We start from the raw sequence: 16786 nt of genomic DNA, 5'->3' as shown, positions 1-16786 counted from the left end.
TGCCTAAGCTGCCGATTGCGGCAAAACGAACGGCATGTTTCCTGCAGGCAACACGCCGACCTTCAGCCGGCAATCGAAGACCTTTTCGATCAGCTCATCGCTGAGTACCTGTTGCGGCGAACCTGTAGCGGCGAGCCTGCCGCGATGCATGACGAAAATCCGGTCGGCATACATCGCCGTCAAATTGAGGTCGTGCAGGATGGCGACCACGCCGCCGCCCCGTCTGGCGAAATCACGCGCGATGTCCATGATGATCAGCTGGTGTTTGATGTCGAGGCTGGACACCGGCTCATCGAGGAACAAATAGCGCGGCTTGCCGTCGAGCACCGGCGCCCAGACCTGGCAGAGTACGCGGGCAAGCTGCACGCGCTGCTGCTCGCCGCCGGACAATTCCTGGTAGAAGCGGCCGGCAAAACCGTCGAGGTCGACGCGCGCCAGCGCGCGTTCGGGCAGGCGCTGGTCCTCGCCGGGCAGCGCGCCGGAGCGCCCGCCGACCAGGCCCAGCCTGACGATCTCACGCACAGTGAACGGGAAGGACAGCGTCGTCGCCTGCGGCAGCACCGCGCGCACCGTCGCCGCCTCGACCGGCTTCATCGCCGATAGATTGCGGCCGTTGATGGTGACCTCTCCCGAATAGCCAAGATCGCCGGACAGTGCTCTGAGGAAGGTCGTCTTGCCCGAACCGTTGGGGCCGACAATGGCCGCGATTTCGCCCGGCCGCGCCTCGAAATCGACATTGGCGACAATGCGCTTGCCGCCGATCGCCACCGAGACATCGCGCGCTTCAATCATAGGCAAACTTTCACAGGTCGATGACGCCGCGCTTGCGCAGCAGGATCCACAGGAAGAACGGGGCACCGGCGACCGCGGTGACGATCCCAATCGGCAATTCGGCCGGGGCAACGATGGTGCGGGCAACGGCGTCGGCCAACAGCAGCAGCGCGGCGCCGAGCAGCGCCGATGCCGGCAGCAGGTAACGGTTGTCGGGGCCGATCAGCAGGCGCAGCAAATGCGGCACGACGATGCCGACAAAACCGATGCCGCCGCTGACGGCGACCGACGCGCCGACCGCTGCCGAGACGCCGACGATCGCGGTGTATTTCAGCCGCTGCACCGGAATGCCGAGATGGCCGGCCGTCGCCTCGCCAAGCGCCAGCGCGTTGAGGCCGCGCGCCAGGAACGGCATTGCCGCCAGCGCCAGCACGATGATCGGCCCGACGGAGCCGATTTTTTGCCAGGTTGCGCCGCCCAGCGAGCCGAGCTGCCAAAAGGTCAGGTCGCGCAATTGCCGGTCGTCGGCCATGAAGATCAGGATGCCGGTCAGCGCCATGGCAAGCGCCGCCAGCGCGATGCCGGCGAGCAGCATGGTGGCGACCGAGGTCCGGCCTTGCCGTGTCGCGACCTGATAGAGCAGCAATGTCGTCGCCAGCCCGCCGCAGAACGCAGCCAGCGGCAGAGCCAGCGTGCCGAGCGCCGAGGTCAGCGGCGCCAGCATCGTCGAGCCAAGCACGATGACGGCGACCGCACCGAGGCTCGATCCGGCCGAAACGCCGATCAGGCCGGGGTCGGCCAGCGGATTGCGGAACAAACCCTGCATGACGGCACCGGAGACGGCAAGCGATGCGCCGACCAGTACGCCCAGAATGACGCGCGGCAGACGGATGTCATGGATGATCACATGGTCGCGGGCGCTCAATGCCGCGTCGCCGGGCAACGCGCCGAACAGCCAGTCGTGCATGACACCGATGGCCGAGGCATCGGATGCGCCGGAGGTCAGCGACAACAGCACGGCGATAGCCAGCCCGACGCAGAGCAGCACGATGACGAGGCGGGCGCGCCGCGAACGGTCACCCTCGGCTGCCGTCGCCATGATGCCCGCCGCATCAGCGATCGACTGATCGGCCATCGCGCTCAATCCGTGACCTGGCCGCCATAGAGCGAGACGGCGAGATCGTGGATAGCGTCGGCCGTGCGCGGGCCGAAGCCGAGCAGATAGCCGCCGTCCATGCGGATCAGCTTGCGGGCCGCCGGCGTCGAAGCCACGACAGGGTTCGAAAACAATTCGTCATCCGCGGTGGCCGGTCCGGCATTGTTCATCATCAGGATCACGTCCGGCCTGGCGGTGATGACTGCCTCGTCCGACAATTGCTTGTAGCCGGCAAAGCCGTCGATGGCGTTGATGCCGCCCGCAAGCTTGATGATGCCGTCGGCTGCGGTGTCGCTGCCGGCGGCAAGCAGCTTGCCGCCCTGCATCGACAGCACGAACAGGATGCGCTTGCGCTCCTTGATCGAGGCGGTCTGCTTTTCGGCTGCCTTCAGCTTGGCGTCAATCTCGGCTGCCAGCGCATCGGCCTTGGCGTCGACGCCGAGCGCCTTGCCAACGATGTGGATCTTTTCGAGAATGCCTTGATTATCATAGCGCTCGGGCACCTCGATGAACGGGATTCTTGATTTCTTCAAGACGTCGACGGCTTCCTTCGGTCCGCTGCCGTGCAGGGCCAATATGCCCGACGGATTGACCGACAGCACACCCTCCGGCGACAGCTGGCGCATGTAGCCGACATCGGGCAGTTCCGCCGCCGCTTGCGGATAGCGGCTGGTCGAATCGCGCGCGACAAGGCGATGCTGTTCGCCGAGCGCGTAGACGATCTCGGTGATCGAGCCGCCGATGGCCACGATCCTCGAGCGGTCGGCAAAAGTCGCGATGCCTTCGGCGGCCTGAGCGGGCATCAGCGCGGCGAACGCCAGGAAAACAGCGGCCGCAGGACCAAGCGCCGACCTGGAGACCGATGGCAGCCTGGAGAAAAGAACCATCGTCGTTTTCCTCAGGCTGCGGTCGGGCTTGGGATACGCGGCATGTTTTCGGCCAGAAAGCGCCAGTCTTCGCGCTCGCTTTCGCCCTCATGCCGCTTACCGAAGAACTGGATGATCATCTTGCCGTCGGTGCCATAGACTTCGAGCGACGTGACATGGCCGTCCTTGGTCGGCTTACGCACGGCCCAGACCTCATCGATGTGGTCGGTCCGCAGGTGCAGATGGAAGGTCTCGTCGAGCACATTGAGCCATGGTCCCATCGGCTTGATCGAGGCGACGGGGCCGGAATGGATCTGGATGCAGCCGCGATTGCCGACAAAGCACATGATCGGCATGGCGCCAGCGGCGGCGTGGTTGAACATGGCGCTCACCGCATCGTTATCGACCAGCCAGGCATAATCCTGGCCGACCAAGCGCACCGCCTGCCGGCGGCTGAGCTTCAGTGTCTTCAGCATGCCGAAGAACTGATGCACGTCGGTTAGTTGGCTCCAGCGGTCGCGCAGATCCTCGACGCTGGCCGAATTGTCCGCAGTCTCGATCTCGTCGTCAGCCGCGCCCGCTGAAATCGCCACCGTCGGTTCCTGGTTCGGAGATTCCAGCCCGGCCACCAGCTTCTGATAGGCATAGAGGTTGGATGCGGGTCTGAGATGCACCTTGTGCATCGCCTCGCCTGCGGCGTCGAAGAACTGCAGGCTGCGACGGATGTCGGCGCCGTCGCGCTTTTCCACCGCAAAGCCGTGCGCCCAGACTTTCGGGAAGATGCGCAGGTCGATGTTTTCGCCGAGCACCATGGCATTGTGATTGCCGGTGACGACCTTGTCGTAGACGCCGATCTTCTCGTGCACCGCGCTTTCGTTGCGGGTCAGCGCCATCACCTCACCGACAGCTTCGAGACCAGTCAAAAGGTCGTTGACACGCGGCTCGACCCGCACGACCCCGTCGCCGCAATGCGCGGCGACCAGTTCGGCCTCCGAAATACCGAGTTGGGCGGCGAGGTCGCGCTCGCGCATTTTCGGATTGTCTACCCGTGCCCGTCGGATCTCGTGCGGGGCGGGTTTTACGCGCTGGTCCATTTCCACCACCTACTTGTTGAGGATGAGCTTGCCCTGCCGGGTGATCTTCAGCCGATACAGCGCACCGTGATGTTCGATGCCGATCTCGTGCTCGCCCTGGAACAGCGTGTTGCTGGACAGCGTTCTCACGGCCGATTGGACCCGTTCGAAACGGACGGAATTTTCGTCGGAACGGCGGACGCGATAGCGAAAGTCGCTGGGATTGTGCGTGTTCATGGGTTCGCTCCCTGTTCTGTGCCGGGCATCTGGCTCGGCGCCTGCGTGAAATGCCGATTCAATTCTTGACTCGAATGGTCATGTTATCTAGCAGTGCAATACCGGAGTAAATGAGTCAACATTTAAGACGCCGGACGCGATGAAAAATGCCAGCGAGCCCCAAGCCAGCCAGCATCGAACATGGATTCTTGGAGTTGCAGCATGGGGTTGGCGAATTGGGGACGGCCGGCGGGCAGCGGCCTGGCACACTGTTTTATGACAAGCAAAATGGCCGCGTTGCTGGCCGGCGCCGCGGCGATCCCGCTGCTCGCCGCACCGGCCGGCGCCCAGCAGGCTGCCCAACCGGCAGCCGACCAGCAGCAGACTGACCCGTCTCAACCGCCAGAACAGGCAAAGCCCGCCCCGGCCGGTGCCACGCTGCTCGACAAGATCCTGATCCTCAGCCGCACCGGCGAGACGGCGATCGAGTCGCTTGCTTCAGCCAGCCATGTCGACGAGGAACAGCTAGAGCGCCGCATGGCGACGACGCCCAACGACATGCTGTTCGGTGTGCCGGGTGTCGCCGTCCAGGCCGACGCAAGGCGTGTCAGCTCCAGCATGAACATCCGCGGCCTGCAGGACTTCGGCCGCGTCTCCGTCATCGTCGACGGTGCCCGCCAGAATTTCCAGCGCTCGGATCACGGCACGCAATCGACCTTCTACATCGATCCCGAATTGATCAAATCCGTCAACGTGATCCGCGGTCCGGTCGCCAATACCTACGGCTCCGGGGCGATCGGCGGCGTCGTCTTTTTCGATACCAAGGATGCTCAGGATTTCCTCAAGCCCGACGAGACCTGGGCGGCATCCGCGACCGGGCGTTACGAAACCAACGGTGAAGGCTGGACCACCAGCGCCACCGGCGCCTACCGGATCAACGAGAATTGGGACGTGCTCGGCAACATCGTCTACCGCGACTATGACGACTACAAGCATGGCGGCGGCGACACCGTAGCAGGCACCGGCTTCGATGTCTTGAGCGGCCTCCTCAAGACGACCATCCGCCTCAGCGAAAACAGCGAGTTGAAGCTCGGCTGGATCGGCTCGAACGACGGATGGACCGAGACCAGCGGCAGCGCGCCGGTGAACGACGCCGACCTGAAGGCGAATACCTTCACGGCCCGCTACAACATCACCGACGAAGACAAGAGCTGGCTCGATCTCCACATCAACGCCTCTTACAACAAGACCAAGCTCGATCTGACGACCCTTGTGGCGCAAAACCGGTTTGATCCGGTCACCGGTCTGCCCGTGGTTTTGCCGGCGGGTTCGAAATCGACGTTCGACATCGGCACCTCCGGCATCGACATCTGGAACACGTCGAGATTCGAGACCGTTGGGATCGCGCATGAGCTGACCTATGGCGGCGACTGGGTTGGCGACGATGTCGAGACAGGCGGCACGGCGGGCGGCGACAGTTTCTACACGCCCTCGGGCGATAGAACCGTCTCCGGCGCATACGTCCAGGACAAGCTCACCTGGGACTGGCTCGAGGTCATCGCCGGGCTGCGTTACGACAGCTACAAGCTAGACAGCGATGTCGGCGAAACCTCTGGCGACCGGCTGTCGCCACGCATCACAGTGGGCATTTCGCCCTTCGAAAGCGCCAGCCTTTCCGGCCTGCAATTCTACGGCACTTACGCAGAAGGCTACCGTTCCCCTTCGCTATCGGAGACCCTGATCAGCGGCAATCATCCGGCAGGCGTCAGCTTCCCGTTCCTCCCCAATCCCAATCTCAAGCCCGAAACCGGCAAGACCGTGGAGTTTGGCGTCAACTACAGCACCAACGGCGTCATCGAGGCCGACGACGCGCTGCGGCTGAAGGCGGCCTATTTCAACAACAATGTCGACGATTACATCGACGGCGTGACGCTATCGGCGTTCGACCCGACCAGCGGCTGCCCGTTCGGTCCGGGCATCCCGATCTGCTTCCAGTATCAGAATTTCGCCAAGGCCAAGATCCACGGCTTCGAGATGGAGGGCGTCTATGACGCAGCCTGGGGCTTTGCCGGGCTTTCGGCGTCGTTCACCGATGGCCACACGATTTCCTATGAAGGCGAGCGGGCGGACCTTGTCACCGTCCCCTCCTCCCAGGTCACCGGGCAACTCGGCTTTCGCTTCCTCGAGGACAGGCTGACTGTCGGCGGCGAGGTGCAATACAACGGCAAGCCGCAGGGCAACGCGGTGGCCAAGGACTATACGCTGGTCAATGCCTTCGCCAGCTACCAGGCGACCGACAATTTCAAAGTCGATTTCCGCGCCGACAATCTGTTCGACGTCAAATACGCCAACCCACTGAACGCGTCGACCACGAGTATCGTCTACGAGCCCGGCGTCACCCTGAAGCTGGCGGCGACCATGCGGTTTGGAGGCTGACGATGAGGCAAGGCGTGACAGCATCCCTTCGTCTGTTGGCCGCGGCGGTGGCTATGTCGCTTGCGGCGGCTCCGGCATGGACACAGCAGCAAGCGCCGGCGCTGATCCTCGAGCTGAACGGCGCGCAGCCATCCGACAAGGGCTGCCGCCTAACCTTCGTGGTCACCAACAATCTCGGCGCCGGTCTTTCCAAGGCGGCGTTCGAGATCGCGTTGTTCAACGAGGCCGGCGTCGTCGACCGGCTGACCGTGCTCGATTTCAAGGAGCTGCCTGCAGGCAAGACCAAGGTGACGCGTTTCGACCTTGCCGGCACCGATTGCGGCAAGGTCAGCCGCGTGTTGATCAACAGCGCCACGGAATGCGCCGGCGCCGAGCCGAATGCCTGCATGCGCGGGCTGAAGACGCAGACCAGGACCGGCATCGCCTTCGGGGTCTGAATTTGGGACTGGAACCGGCATTCGCGCGAAACACCCTGGCGTGGCCATTGGCCGGTTTCCTGCCGCCGGAACCGGACGATCCCCATTTCGCCATCCCTCGCGGGGTGCTGCATGTTTCGCCGCGCGACAGACCGGAAGACAGTTGCATCGCCGATGCCGACGGCGAATTGACTGCGGTGCCGGCGGAGCCATTGCGGCAGGCACGACAGATGCAGCGGCGCCACAACTGGACGGTGGCGATCGCCTGCTCTTGCGCATTTCACGCAGCGGTGGCGCTGGCCTTTCTCACCCTGCCGGACGACAGGCCAAGCATCGAAGGTGCCGACCAGCAAGGCGAAATGCTGCTCGGCGCCGATCCGCAGCAGGCGGCCGGCGATGTCGGAGACGACCCGGAAGTGACCAACGTAACGATGGTGACCATGCTCGACGCCAAGCCCGTCGAAACGGTCGAGGCGCAGGCAACCGCGGCAGAGGAGGCGCTCCAGCCGGTCACCGATGTGGCGGAAGCATCGGAAAAAGATGTGGTCGAGCCGGTTAGCGAGGCCGTCACGGAAACTGCTCCTCTTGCCGATCGCCCCGAGCCCGCGCCTGCCCAGCCTGTCGAGCCGGCGCGCCCGGATCCATCGCCCGACATTCTCGCGACCGACAGGCTGGTGCCCACTGACGACAATGCCGTGCCGCCGCCAGTCAGCACGGTCGAAAGGGCCGATCCTGCCGAGACGAGTGCTCCGGCACCAGCCGACCCGGCGCCGGCCGAAACGGTTCAGACGGTCGAGACCGTCGTCGCGGCGGAAGAACCGAAGCCGGAAAGGCCGAAGCCCAAGCAGCCGAAGAAGGCAACCGCAAAGAACAAGCCGGCCAGGAAAGCCGAACCAAACGAGCCTGAAAAGCCGGTCTCGCGCAAGAAGGCGGGCAAGGCACTTGCCAAAGCCGATTCCAAGAAGAAAAAGACCGGCTCCGGCGGCCGTGACGAAATGGATGTCGCGCGCGGCACGGCCGACGGCAAGAAGGACGGCAAGATCCTGACTGCCAGCAGGGGCGGCAAGTCCGGCATCGGCAATGCAGCCGTCACAAACTACCCCGGCAAGATCCGATCAAAGCTGGTGCGGGCCTTCAATTCGACACGCACGCGCGCCACGGGCACAGCCACGGTTGCCTTTACCGTCGGTTCGAACGGCAGCGTCCGGTCGGCCAGGCTGACGGGCAGTTCAGGCGTTGCCGCGCTGGACAAGGCCGCTCTCGACGCGGTCCGCCGGGCTTCTCCGTTTCCCCCGATTCCAGACGGAGCCGGTCGCTCGGCCTGGCAGTTCGAGGTGCCGCTCGGTATCAGGTAGCGACCCTCCCCACGCAGAGTCGGCGCCGCCCTGCCCGCGATGAGCGAGCCCTGGCGAAACCCTATGCCGCGGCCAGCAGGCTGGCATTGCCGCCCGCCGCCGTGGTGTCGACGCAGACGGCGCGCTCGTGCGCATAGGCGGCCGGATAATACACTTCGCTGACCAGCGGTACGATCGGGCCGGCGCGGTCGGCGATGACCTTGCGCACGATGCGCGCGGCCTCGGGCATACCGGAAAAGGCGACGACATCGACCCGCAGCGAGCGCGCTTCGACCGGGTCCGGACGGCCGTCGATCGCCGCCAGCGGCAGGCCCTTGCCGGTCAGCGCCGACAGTGCCGCAGGCGCGCCAGGTGCGACGGCGAGCACGGCATTGCCGGCAGCCAGCGCCTGGATCGTCTGCGCAAGCAGGGTATCCGCGTCGGGACCGAGGCACAGCACGCGCCCGCGCGGCGACAGCGACAGCGTGTTGGCCTCGCCGGTCGGCCCGGGCAGGTCGACCTGGCCGAAATCGATGCCGGCGGCGGCACCGATGGCCGCGGCACCCTTGCCGCGCAGATGTTTCCTCAGGATGGCGACGCGATCCGGCCGCGTCGACCAGCCGCCAAAGGCCGGGTCCGGCAGATTGTCGGCGAGCTCGGTCGCCGTCACCTTGCGGCCTTCGGCAAGATGGGTGCCGGCCTCCGGCCCCTTGCGGAAGCGCCGGAGATAATGTGGCCCGCCCGCCTTCGGTCCGGTGCCGGAAAGCCCCTCGCCGCCGAAGGGCTGCGCCCCGACGACGGCGCCGATCTGGTTGCGGTTGACGTAGATGTTGCCAGCATGGATGCCGTCGACGAAATGCTGCGCGCGGCCTTCGATGCGGGTGTGCAGGCCGAAGGTCAGGCCGTAGCCCTTGCGGTTGATCGCGGCGATCACCGCATCGATCTCGTCGGCATCGAAGGTGGCGACGTGCAGCACCGGGCCGAACACCTCGCGTTCCAACTCCTCGATGCTCTTGACCCGAAAGACGTGCGGCGCGACGAAGCGGCCGTCCTTCGGCGCTTCGAGCTTGGCGATCAGCCGGCCCTGCAGGCCCATTTTCGTGCAATAGTCGCGGATCGACGCTTGTGCCTCGTCGTCGATGACCGGGCCGACATCGGTCGAGATCCGCCAGGGGTCGCCGAGGCTGAGCGCTTCCATAGCGCCTTTCAGCATCTCCAGCATCTTCTTCTCGACGTCCTTCTGCACGTAGAGAATGCGCAGTGCCGAGCAGCGCTGGCCGGCGCTCTGGAAGGCGGAGGCGAGGATGTCGCGCACCGCCTGTTCGGGCAGCGCCGTGGAATCGACGATCATGGCGTTGAGGCCGCCGGTCTCGGCAATCAGCATGGCGTCGGGCGCGGCGGTCTCGGCCAGCTGCTTTTCGATCAGCTTGGCGACCTCGGTCGAGCCGGTAAAGCAGACACCGGCAATGCGCGGATCGGCGGTCAGCGGGCCGCCGACCGAGGGACCGTCGCCGGGCAGAAGCTGGATGACGTCTTCCGGCACGCCGGCCTCGCGCAGCAGCTGGACGGCGCGGAAGGCGATCAGCGGCGTCTGCTCGGCCGGCTTGGCGATAACGGAATTGCCGGTGACCAGTGCCGCTGCAATCTGGCCGGTGAAGATGGCAAGCGGAAAGTTCCACGGCGAGATGCAGGCGATGGCGCCACGCGCCTCGGTGCCCGCCTCGGCATTGGCGGCCTCGGCCGCATAGTAGCGCAGGAAATCGACCGCCTCGCGCACCTCGGCAACGCCGTCGGCCAGCGACTTGCCGGCCTCGCGGGCGGCGAGCGCAAAGAACTCGACGGCGTTCGCCTCATAGAGATCGGCCGCGCGGTTGAGGATGGCGGCGCGCTCGGCGACCGGGCGTCTTGCCCATACCGGTTGTGCCTCGACGGCGATGCGCACGGCGGTCTCGACCTGCTTGGCGCCGGCCTCGCTGACCGTGCCGACCACTTCCGAAGGTTTTGCCGGATTGACCACCGGACGCTGCTTGCCGTAGCCGGCGGCGCGGCTGACCGGCTTGGCGTGCCAGCGCTCCGGCCCGGCGAACTCGGCCCTGGCCTTGTCGATTGCCGCCAGCGTCAGCGTGTCGGTGATATCGAAACCCTTGGAGTTGCGCCGGCCGGGGCCAAAGATCGCCGACGGCGGCACGATCGCCGGATTGGCGGCGGGGCCTTGTTTCTCCACCGTTTCGAGCGGGTCGCGGGCAATGTCCTCGGGCTCGACCTCCTCGTCAGTGAGCTGGTGGACAAAGGAGGAATTGGCGCCGTTCTCCAGCAGCCGGCGGACCAGGTAGGCGAGCAGGTCGGAATGCGCGCCGACCGGCGCATAGATGCGGCAGCGCGTGCCTTCGGCCCGCCGCACCGTCTCATGCAGCGCTTCGCCCATGCCGTGCAGGCGCTGGAACTCGAATGTATCGCGCTCCGTCGTCATCGACAGGATGGCGGCGACGGTGTGGGCATTGTGAGTGGCGAATTGCGGATAGATACGGTCGGTCATCGACAACAGCTTCTTCGCGCAGGCCAAGTAGGAGACGTCGGTGTTGGCCTTGCGGGTAAAGACCGGATAGCCGTCGAGCCCGAGCGTCTGCGCCCGCTTGATCTCGGTGTCCCAATAGGCGCCCTTGACCAGCCGCACCATGATGCTGCGGTCGTATTTCCTGGCCAGAGCGTAGAGCCAGTCGATGACGAAGGCGGCGCGCGGTCCATAGGCCTGGACGACGACGCCAAAACCGTTCCAGCCGGCAAGCTCCGGCTCGGCCAACACCCGCTCGATGACGTCGAGCGACAAATCGAGGCGGTCGGCTTCCTCGGCGTCGATGTTGAGCCCCATGCGCGAATGGCGCGCCGCCAGCGCCAGCGACAACAGCCGCTCGGCCATCACCGGCAGCATCTTTTCTTTCTGGGTCACTTCATAGCGCGGATGCAGCGCCGACAGCTTGACCGAAATACCGTGGTTCTGGCGGATGTCGGGGCCGTTGGCGCCGGCATCGAGCGAAGAGATGGCGTCGGCATAGGCCTTGAGATAGCGCAGCGCGTCGGCCTCGGTGCGGGCCGCTTCGCCCAGCATGTCGAAGGAATAGAGATAGCCCTTCTGCGTCATCGGCCGGCCGCGCCTGACGGCCTCGGCGATGGTGCGGCCGAGCACGAACTGCTCGCCCATCTCGCGCATCGCGGCGGCGACTGCCTTGCGGATGACCGGCTCGCCCAGCCGGCGCACCATGGCGCGTAGCGTGCCTTCGATGCCGCCCTCGCCTTCGTCGAGCACGCGGCCGGTCAGCATCAGCGCCCAGGTCGATGCATTGATGAAGATCGAGCTCGAACCGCCCGAATGCGCCGACCAGTCGTGCGGCGCAATCTTGTCGGCGATGAGGTCGTCCATCGTCTCGGTGTCGGGCACCCGCAGCAGCGCTTCGGCCAGGCACATCAGCGCCACGCCCTCCTTGGTCGAGAGGCCGTAGGCGGACAGGAACACTTCCATCAGCCGCGGATCGGACGAGCCGCGCACCGCCCGCACCAGATCGGCGGCACGGGCCGAAATCGCCTTGCGATCGTGCACGGACAGCCCGGCCGCCTCGGCCAGCCGCTTCACCGCCTGGTCTTCGTCGGGCAAATAATTGGCACGGATTTGCTGGCGGATGGTGTCGAGCGCTGGCATGGCGGTCCTGTAGAGCGAGCATAAGGAAGCGGGCCGGCGGTCACCGGACCGAATGGCGCAAGCTAACATAAGTAGGGATTTCGTCCGGTCCAAAGAAATCGACAGGACAGGTCGATTGATCTATCATTATGGCCAATCACCTCCAATTCGACCAGGAATCCGATGGCAGAAGACCAATTGGACCGCATCGACAGAAACATCCTGTCGGCCCTGGGCAGCAACGGCCGGCTTTCCATGTCGGAACTGGCGGCAAAAGTCGGCCTGTCGAAGACGCCGGTGCAGGCGCGGGTGAAGCGGCTGGAGAAGGACGGCTTTATCAGGGGCTACCAGGCGATCGTCGACCGCGAGCGCATGGGCGAAGGCCATGTCGCCTTCGTCCAGGTGAAACTGTCCGACACCCGCTCGGCCGCGCTCGACGCCTTCAACCGCGCCGTGCAGACGGTGCCGGAGATCGAGCAGTGCCACATGATGGCATCGAGCTTCGACTATCTGCTGAAGGTCCGCACCACCGACATCGCCGCCTACCGGCGCGTGCTCGGCGAACGCATCTCGGCCTTGCCGCACGTCGCCCAGACCTCGACTTTCGTGGCGATGGAGACGGTGAAGGATCGGTAGGCGCTCAATGATATCTCGTCAGCTCATCCGGCTCGTTCAAGACGCTCCTGAAATTGCTCCTCGATCGCCCTCAGGAAATGGTCGGACGTCGATGTCCATCCAAAGAGTATCTGCACGAGCGTAATCGAGGCGTCATGATTGCTCCTGGGTGCATCCGACGCGATGGGCGGTGGGGCGGACAGCCCGCTGAATCCCGGAAATGTCGATTCCGGCTCTGTCGAACATCCCGCCTTTCGAGCCGAAGTCATTCTGCATGTCCACGACGAGAACTGCGGTCTTGGCGGGGTCAATTGAAACAGGTTGAGGCTTGGCGTCGATTTCAAGTGGCTGCATTTTATCCTCCCACAGCCTGAGGTATCGCACTTTGCGCCTTGGTTATCATGAGCAGCGACCCTGCATCGTGTCAACGTTATTTGGCGGCCCAAGACGGTGGTCCGCTCTTGTCGCACACAAACCCGGCCTCACTCCGCCAGCGTCTTCAAAAACGCCACCAGAGCCGCGCGTTCGCGGTCCGAAAGCTGCAGCGGGTGGATCTCGGATACACCTTCGACACTGGCCGGCGCCTTGGAATAATGCGCCACCACTTCGTCCAGCGAGGAAAACTGCCCGGCATGCATGTAGGGCGGCCGGGTGGCGGCACCGCGCAGCGACGGCGTCTTATACCCACGAATGAGTTCCGGCCCGGCCTTGACCATGAAGCGCAACTCGCGGCAGGCGCTGGCATCACCGTCGCGAAAGGTGCCGAAACAGTTGAACGGATCGGCCTCGACCTGCGCCACCGCGTCGACGCGGCCGCGATCCGGCGGCAGGCCCGCGACAGGCGGCACGCCGGTGTTGTGAAAACTGCCGTCGGTAAAACGCGGGCCGTTGTGGCAGGTCACGCAATTGGCCTTGCCGATGAACAGCTTCAGGCCGAGGATTTCCTCCGGCGAAAAGACGGCGTCGCCTTGCGGCTCGGCGCCCACCGCAAGATCGGTAGCAAAACGGTCGAAGCGTGTCTGCGGCGGCGCGATCGAGCGCTCGAAGGCGGCGATCGCCTTGCCGATATTGGCAAAGACGCGATTGACCTCCTCGGCTTGCGCCTCCGGCATGGCGTTCCAGGCCGCCCTCTCGGCATCGGTGCCGAGCGGGCTGGCATTGGCCGGCACACCCGAAAGGTCCGGCAGCGGCCCGAAGATGCGCTCGTAGCGCTCGCCGAAACGGGCCTTGATGTAATGCGCGAAGGCGGCGCGGTTGCCGGCCTGCTCCAGCGGATTTTCGAGCGGCGTCAGTGCTTGCGCCCACAGGCTGTCGCGCCGCCCGTCCCAGAAGAACCAGGGATCATGCGCGACGCCGGCCAGCGGCATGGTACGCCGGTTGGTGCGGCCGACGCCGACCGCTTGCGGCAGGTCGTCCTGGAACTGGCGGTCGATCTTGTGGCAGGTCGAGCAGGATACGGTGCCGCCGCCGCTCATCCCGGTGTCGAAGAACAGCGTCGAACCGAGTGCCGCGGCGGCCGGCACCTCGGCAAAGCGATTGGTCGTGTCGGGCTTCAGCGGCGGCAGCTTGGACAGCGCCAATGAGGCGACGGTTTGCTTCTCGGCGTCGGAAAACTCCGGCCTGCCGCAGCCGGCGAGCACGGCCACCATCACCAACGCGAGAAGACTGGAAAACCGGCTCATCTATGGCTCACAGCACCACGTTGAAGACGACAGTGTCCGAACCGGCCGCGGCGGAAATAGCAAAATGCAACTGCCACCACCCGCTCATCGTGAATTTCACGCCGTCGATGCGATAGCGTCCTGCGCCGAGGTAATCGGTCGCCTGCGGGCTGGTCGGCAGACCGTGCTTGTGCTGCGGCATGCCGCCGGAAATCGTTATCGCAGCACCTTCCACCGGCGCACCCTCGACGGTTTTCAATGTGAGCAGCCAGGACTCCAGTTCGCCCTGCCGGATGACGCCTTTCTCGGGCTCGAAAGTCGCCACGAACAGCTTGTTCGCCGTCGTCCTTGAACGGCCGACGTCCGAGCTTGGTTGCGGCGCATGCGGCGCCGTCAGATAGACGACGGCCAGCACACCGGCGAGCAAGGCAGCCAGGCCGAAGCCTCCAAGAAGATAACGCCATAACGATGCCAAACCCATTCCTGTTCTGCGGATAACGATTCGCTGGGCAGATCGCGTCCCACGCCCCTGTGGGAAATCGCGCCCAGCGCAAGAATCCGCCGTCGCCAAGCATGGCGCTGCCGGCCGCAAAAAGCTACAGCACCGCAATTGCACGGATGGAGGAGTACTTCATGGCAGGAAACGGCGTCGCCTCGATCGGCGAGTGCATGCTCGAGCTTTCGGGCCAGGCCGGGCCGAACTGGCGGATGGGCTTTGCCGGCGACACGTTCAACACTTTATGGGCCCTGCATGCCTTGAGCGGCGAGCGGCCGGCGACCTATGTCTCGGCCTTCGGCGACGACCCGTTCTCGGGCGACCAGATCAAATTCCTCGCCGAAAACGGCATCGGCGTCGGCGCCAGCCCGGTGATAGCGGGCGCCCGCCCCGGCCTCTATGCGATCACGCTGACCGGCGCCGAACGTTCGTTCACCTATTGGCGGGCCGATGCGGCCGCGAGGCAGTTGGCTTCGGACCCAGCCGCTTTACAGAAAAGCCTTGAAAACCAGGCGCTGGTCTATTTTTCCGGAATCACTTTGGCAATCCTCGACGAGGGTGCGCGCAAGGTACTGCTGACGGCCGTGGCCAAGGCGCGCGCGGCCGCCTCGCTGATCGCCTTCGATCCCAATTACCGGCCGCGGGTGTGGCGCCAAAGCGAGGAAGCGCAGGCCGCGATCCTCGAGGCGCTCGCCGTCGCCGACATCGCGCTACCCACCTTTCCCGACGAGCAGATGCTGTTTGGTGATACGACACCGCAGGAAACAGCCGAACGGCTGCGAAAGCTGGTCGGCGAGGTCGTCGTCAAGAACGGCGAGGAACCGGCGCTGATCGCGCAAAACGGAACCTTGCAAATCGTGCCGGCGGTACACGTCGCCACCCCGGTCGACACCACCGGCGCCGGCGACTCCTTCAATGGCGCCTATCTCGCCGCCCGCCTTGCCGGCCATGCGCCGACTGAGGCGGTGCAGCGCGCCCATCGCGTCGCCGCCGCCGTCGTACAGGTGCGCGGCGCCCTGGCGCCGTTCGAGACGCTCAGGGCTGCGTTCGAGGCAACTGCTATCTGACCTTGATGACGACCTTGCCCTTGGCGCGTCCTGTTTCGACATAGGCCAGAGCCTCATTGGTCGCTTCGAATGGAAAGACCCGATCCAGAACCGGGCGGATCGCGCCGGATTCGATTAGGGAGGTGATTTTGCTCAGCTGATCGCCCTGCGCCCACATGAAAAGGAACGAAAACTGCACGGCACGGCGCTTGGCTTTGGCCCGAATTCCGCGGCTCAGGAAGCGCAGCACCAGCCTCAGCATAAAATTCAGTCCCTTTTCCCTGGCAAACTCGGAATCCGGTGGACCCGAGATGGAGATGAGCTTGCCACCCGGTTTCAGCACGCTCAGGGATTTTTCGAGCGTCTTGGCGTCCTGGCTGTTCAAGACGACATCGTAGCCCGACAGAACCTTCTCGAAGTCTTCTTGCCTGTAGTCGACGACAACATCGGCGCCGAGACTTTTCACCAGATCGGCACTCGACGCGCTCGCGGTTGTCGCAACGGTCGCGCCGAGGTGCTTGGCCAACTGAATAGCGAATGTTCCCACGCCCCCGGAACCAGCCTGGATGAAGACCTTCTGTCCCTTCTTCAGGTTTGCCCTGTCGATAAGCGTCTGCCAGGCGGTGAGACCGACCAGGGGAATCGAGGCCGCCTCTTCCATGCTGAGATTCTCAGGCTTCAAGGCCACATCGGCTTCATCCATGGCGATGAACTCGGCGAATGTCCCAATCCGGCCATCGCGCGGCCGCGCATAGACATCGTCGCCGGCCTTGAACTTGCGGACTTTCGATCCCACGCGGATAACCTTCCCAGCCACGTCATGGCCCAGGATGAAGGGCCGGCGATAGGGCAGGATGAGCTTGAATTCTCCGGTTCTGACCTGGAATCGAGCAGGTTCACCCCTGCGGCATGAACCTCGACCAGGACATCGCTGTCCTGGAGCTGCGGCTCCGGCATTTCGGCCAGCCGCAGAAGGCCCTTTTTATTATATTTATCGACAACGAATGCCTTCATGGCAGTTACTTTC

Annotated in this window: 14 protein-coding genes and 1 pseudogene; 5 read left to right on the top strand and 10 right to left on the bottom strand. The window is 64.7% G+C overall.

Annotated features, from left to right (window positions below):
* Positions 1-3 precede the first annotated feature (3 nt).
* Genes NKI22_RS04595 through hemP form a run of 5 tightly spaced genes read right to left on the bottom strand, consistent with a single transcriptional unit; the run spans position 4 to position 4103 of the window.
* Positions 4-792, bottom strand: a complete 789-nt coding sequence (locus tag NKI22_RS04595) for a heme ABC transporter ATP-binding protein (protein WP_023720009.1) — start codon at positions 790-792, stop codon at positions 4-6.
* Positions 793-802: 10 nt separating this feature from the next.
* Positions 803-1906 carry a FecCD family ABC transporter permease gene (locus NKI22_RS04590; RefSeq protein WP_023720008.1) on the bottom strand — a complete coding sequence of 368 codons (1104 nt, stop codon included), beginning with the start codon at positions 1904-1906 and terminating at the stop codon, positions 803-805.
* Between the two features lie 5 nt (positions 1907-1911).
* Positions 1912-2814, bottom strand: coding sequence for a heme/hemin ABC transporter substrate-binding protein (locus tag NKI22_RS04585; protein ID WP_023720007.1), 903 nt, complete (start codon positions 2812-2814; stop codon positions 1912-1914).
* Between the two features lie 11 nt (positions 2815-2825).
* On the bottom strand, positions 2826-3887 hold the full coding sequence (locus tag NKI22_RS04580; protein WP_352814605.1) for a hemin-degrading factor: 1062 nt from the start codon (positions 3885-3887) through the stop codon (positions 2826-2828).
* Positions 3888-3896: 9 nt separating this feature from the next.
* Positions 3897-4103, bottom strand: coding sequence for a hemin uptake protein HemP (hemP, locus tag NKI22_RS04575; RefSeq protein ID WP_023720005.1), 207 nt, complete (start codon positions 4101-4103; stop codon positions 3897-3899).
* Between the two features lie 201 nt (positions 4104-4304).
* On the opposite strand from hemP, the gene NKI22_RS04570 reads away from it, so the two are divergent.
* From NKI22_RS04570 to NKI22_RS04560, 3 genes are read left to right on the top strand one after another with little or no spacing between them, the layout of a single operon-like run.
* Positions 4305-6518 (top strand): TonB-dependent hemoglobin/transferrin/lactoferrin family receptor, encoded by a 2214-nt coding sequence (locus NKI22_RS04570; protein ID WP_502897681.1) that lies wholly within the window; start codon positions 4305-4307, stop codon positions 6516-6518.
* Positions 6519-6520: 2 nt separating this feature from the next.
* Positions 6521-6955, top strand: coding sequence for a hypothetical protein (locus NKI22_RS04565; protein ID WP_031194295.1), 435 nt, complete (start codon positions 6521-6523; stop codon positions 6953-6955).
* 47 nt (positions 6956-7002) lie between these two features.
* A complete protein-coding gene (locus NKI22_RS04560; RefSeq protein WP_352937385.1) occupies positions 7003-8289 on the top strand; it encodes an energy transducer TonB family protein in 1287 nt (428 codons plus the stop codon).
* Positions 8290-8350: 61 nt separating this feature from the next.
* Here the strand turns inward: NKI22_RS04560 and putA are convergent, their stop codons facing one another.
* Positions 8351-11962 carry a bifunctional proline dehydrogenase/L-glutamate gamma-semialdehyde dehydrogenase PutA gene (gene putA, locus NKI22_RS04555; protein ID WP_352852292.1) on the bottom strand — a complete coding sequence of 1204 codons (3612 nt, stop codon included), beginning with the start codon at positions 11960-11962 and terminating at the stop codon, positions 8351-8353.
* A 162-nt stretch (positions 11963-12124) separates the two neighbouring features.
* On the opposite strand from putA, the gene NKI22_RS04550 reads away from it, so the two are divergent.
* A complete protein-coding gene (locus NKI22_RS04550) occupies positions 12125-12577 on the top strand; it encodes an Lrp/AsnC family transcriptional regulator (RefSeq protein ID WP_023720000.1) in 453 nt (150 codons plus the stop codon).
* A 132-nt stretch (positions 12578-12709) separates the two neighbouring features.
* Here the strand turns inward: NKI22_RS04550 and NKI22_RS04545 are convergent, their stop codons facing one another.
* The 3 genes from NKI22_RS04545 to NKI22_RS04535 form a co-directional block, all read right to left on the bottom strand.
* Entirely contained in the window at positions 12710-12910 is a 201-nt protein-coding gene (locus tag NKI22_RS04545) for a hypothetical protein (RefSeq protein WP_031194293.1), read from the bottom strand.
* A gap of 128 nt (positions 12911-13038) precedes the next feature.
* Complete coding sequence (locus tag NKI22_RS04540) at positions 13039-14238, bottom strand: cytochrome-c peroxidase (RefSeq protein ID WP_352484207.1); 1200 nt, start codon at positions 14236-14238, stop codon at positions 13039-13041.
* A gap of 7 nt (positions 14239-14245) precedes the next feature.
* Positions 14246-14692 carry a FixH family protein gene (locus NKI22_RS04535; RefSeq protein WP_352590225.1) on the bottom strand — a complete coding sequence of 149 codons (447 nt, stop codon included), beginning with the start codon at positions 14690-14692 and terminating at the stop codon, positions 14246-14248.
* Between the two features lie 158 nt (positions 14693-14850).
* Between NKI22_RS04535 and NKI22_RS04530 the strand changes: the two genes are divergently transcribed.
* Positions 14851-15780, top strand: coding sequence for a sugar kinase (locus NKI22_RS04530; RefSeq protein WP_352814609.1), 930 nt, complete (start codon positions 14851-14853; stop codon positions 15778-15780).
* Here the strand turns inward: NKI22_RS04530 and NKI22_RS04525 are convergent.
* Positions 15773-16773: pseudogene (locus NKI22_RS04525) on the bottom strand (NADP-dependent oxidoreductase). The gene NKI22_RS04530 and the pseudogene NKI22_RS04525 overlap by 8 nt on opposite strands.
* Between the last annotated feature and the right edge of the window lie 13 nt (positions 16774-16786).

It is taken from the genome of Mesorhizobium sp. M0778 (assembly GCF_040320105.1).
GTDB lineage: Bacteria > Pseudomonadota > Alphaproteobacteria > Rhizobiales > Rhizobiaceae > Mesorhizobium.
The sequence above is the reverse complement of the archived record's forward strand: the minus strand, read 5'-3'. Positions and strand labels throughout refer to the sequence as shown.

What these genes read in the sequence shown, in the direction of transcription:
- NKI22_RS04595 (WP_023720009.1), bottom strand. Translation starts at nt 792, where the DNA reads ATGATTGAAGCGCGCGATGTCTCGGTGGCGATCGGCGGCAAGCGCATT.
- NKI22_RS04590 (WP_023720008.1), bottom strand. Translation starts at nt 1,906, where the DNA reads ATGGCCGATCAGTCGATCGCTGATGCGGCGGGCATCATGGCGACGGCA.
- NKI22_RS04585 (WP_023720007.1), bottom strand. Translation starts at nt 2,814, where the DNA reads ATGGTTCTTTTCTCCAGGCTGCCATCGGTCTCCAGGTCGGCGCTTGGT.
- NKI22_RS04580 (WP_352814605.1), bottom strand. Translation starts at nt 3,887, where the DNA reads ATGGACCAGCGCGTAAAACCCGCCCCGCACGAGATCCGACGGGCACGG.
- hemP (WP_023720005.1), bottom strand. Translation starts at nt 4,103, where the DNA reads ATGAACACGCACAATCCCAGCGACTTTCGCTATCGCGTCCGCCGTTCC.
- NKI22_RS04570 (WP_502897681.1), top strand. Translation starts at nt 4,305, where the DNA reads ATGGGGTTGGCGAATTGGGGACGGCCGGCGGGCAGCGGCCTGGCACAC.
- NKI22_RS04565 (WP_031194295.1), top strand. Translation starts at nt 6,521, where the DNA reads ATGAGGCAAGGCGTGACAGCATCCCTTCGTCTGTTGGCCGCGGCGGTG.
- putA (WP_352852292.1), bottom strand. Translation starts at nt 11,962, where the DNA reads ATGCCAGCGCTCGACACCATCCGCCAGCAAATCCGTGCCAATTATTTG.
- NKI22_RS04550 (WP_023720000.1), top strand. Translation starts at nt 12,125, where the DNA reads ATGGCAGAAGACCAATTGGACCGCATCGACAGAAACATCCTGTCGGCC.
- NKI22_RS04545 (WP_031194293.1), bottom strand. Translation starts at nt 12,910, where the DNA reads ATGCAGCCACTTGAAATCGACGCCAAGCCTCAACCTGTTTCAATTGAC.
- NKI22_RS04540 (WP_352484207.1), bottom strand. Translation starts at nt 14,238, where the DNA reads ATGAGCCGGTTTTCCAGTCTTCTCGCGTTGGTGATGGTGGCCGTGCTC.
- NKI22_RS04530 (WP_352814609.1), top strand. Translation starts at nt 14,851, where the DNA reads ATGGCAGGAAACGGCGTCGCCTCGATCGGCGAGTGCATGCTCGAGCTT.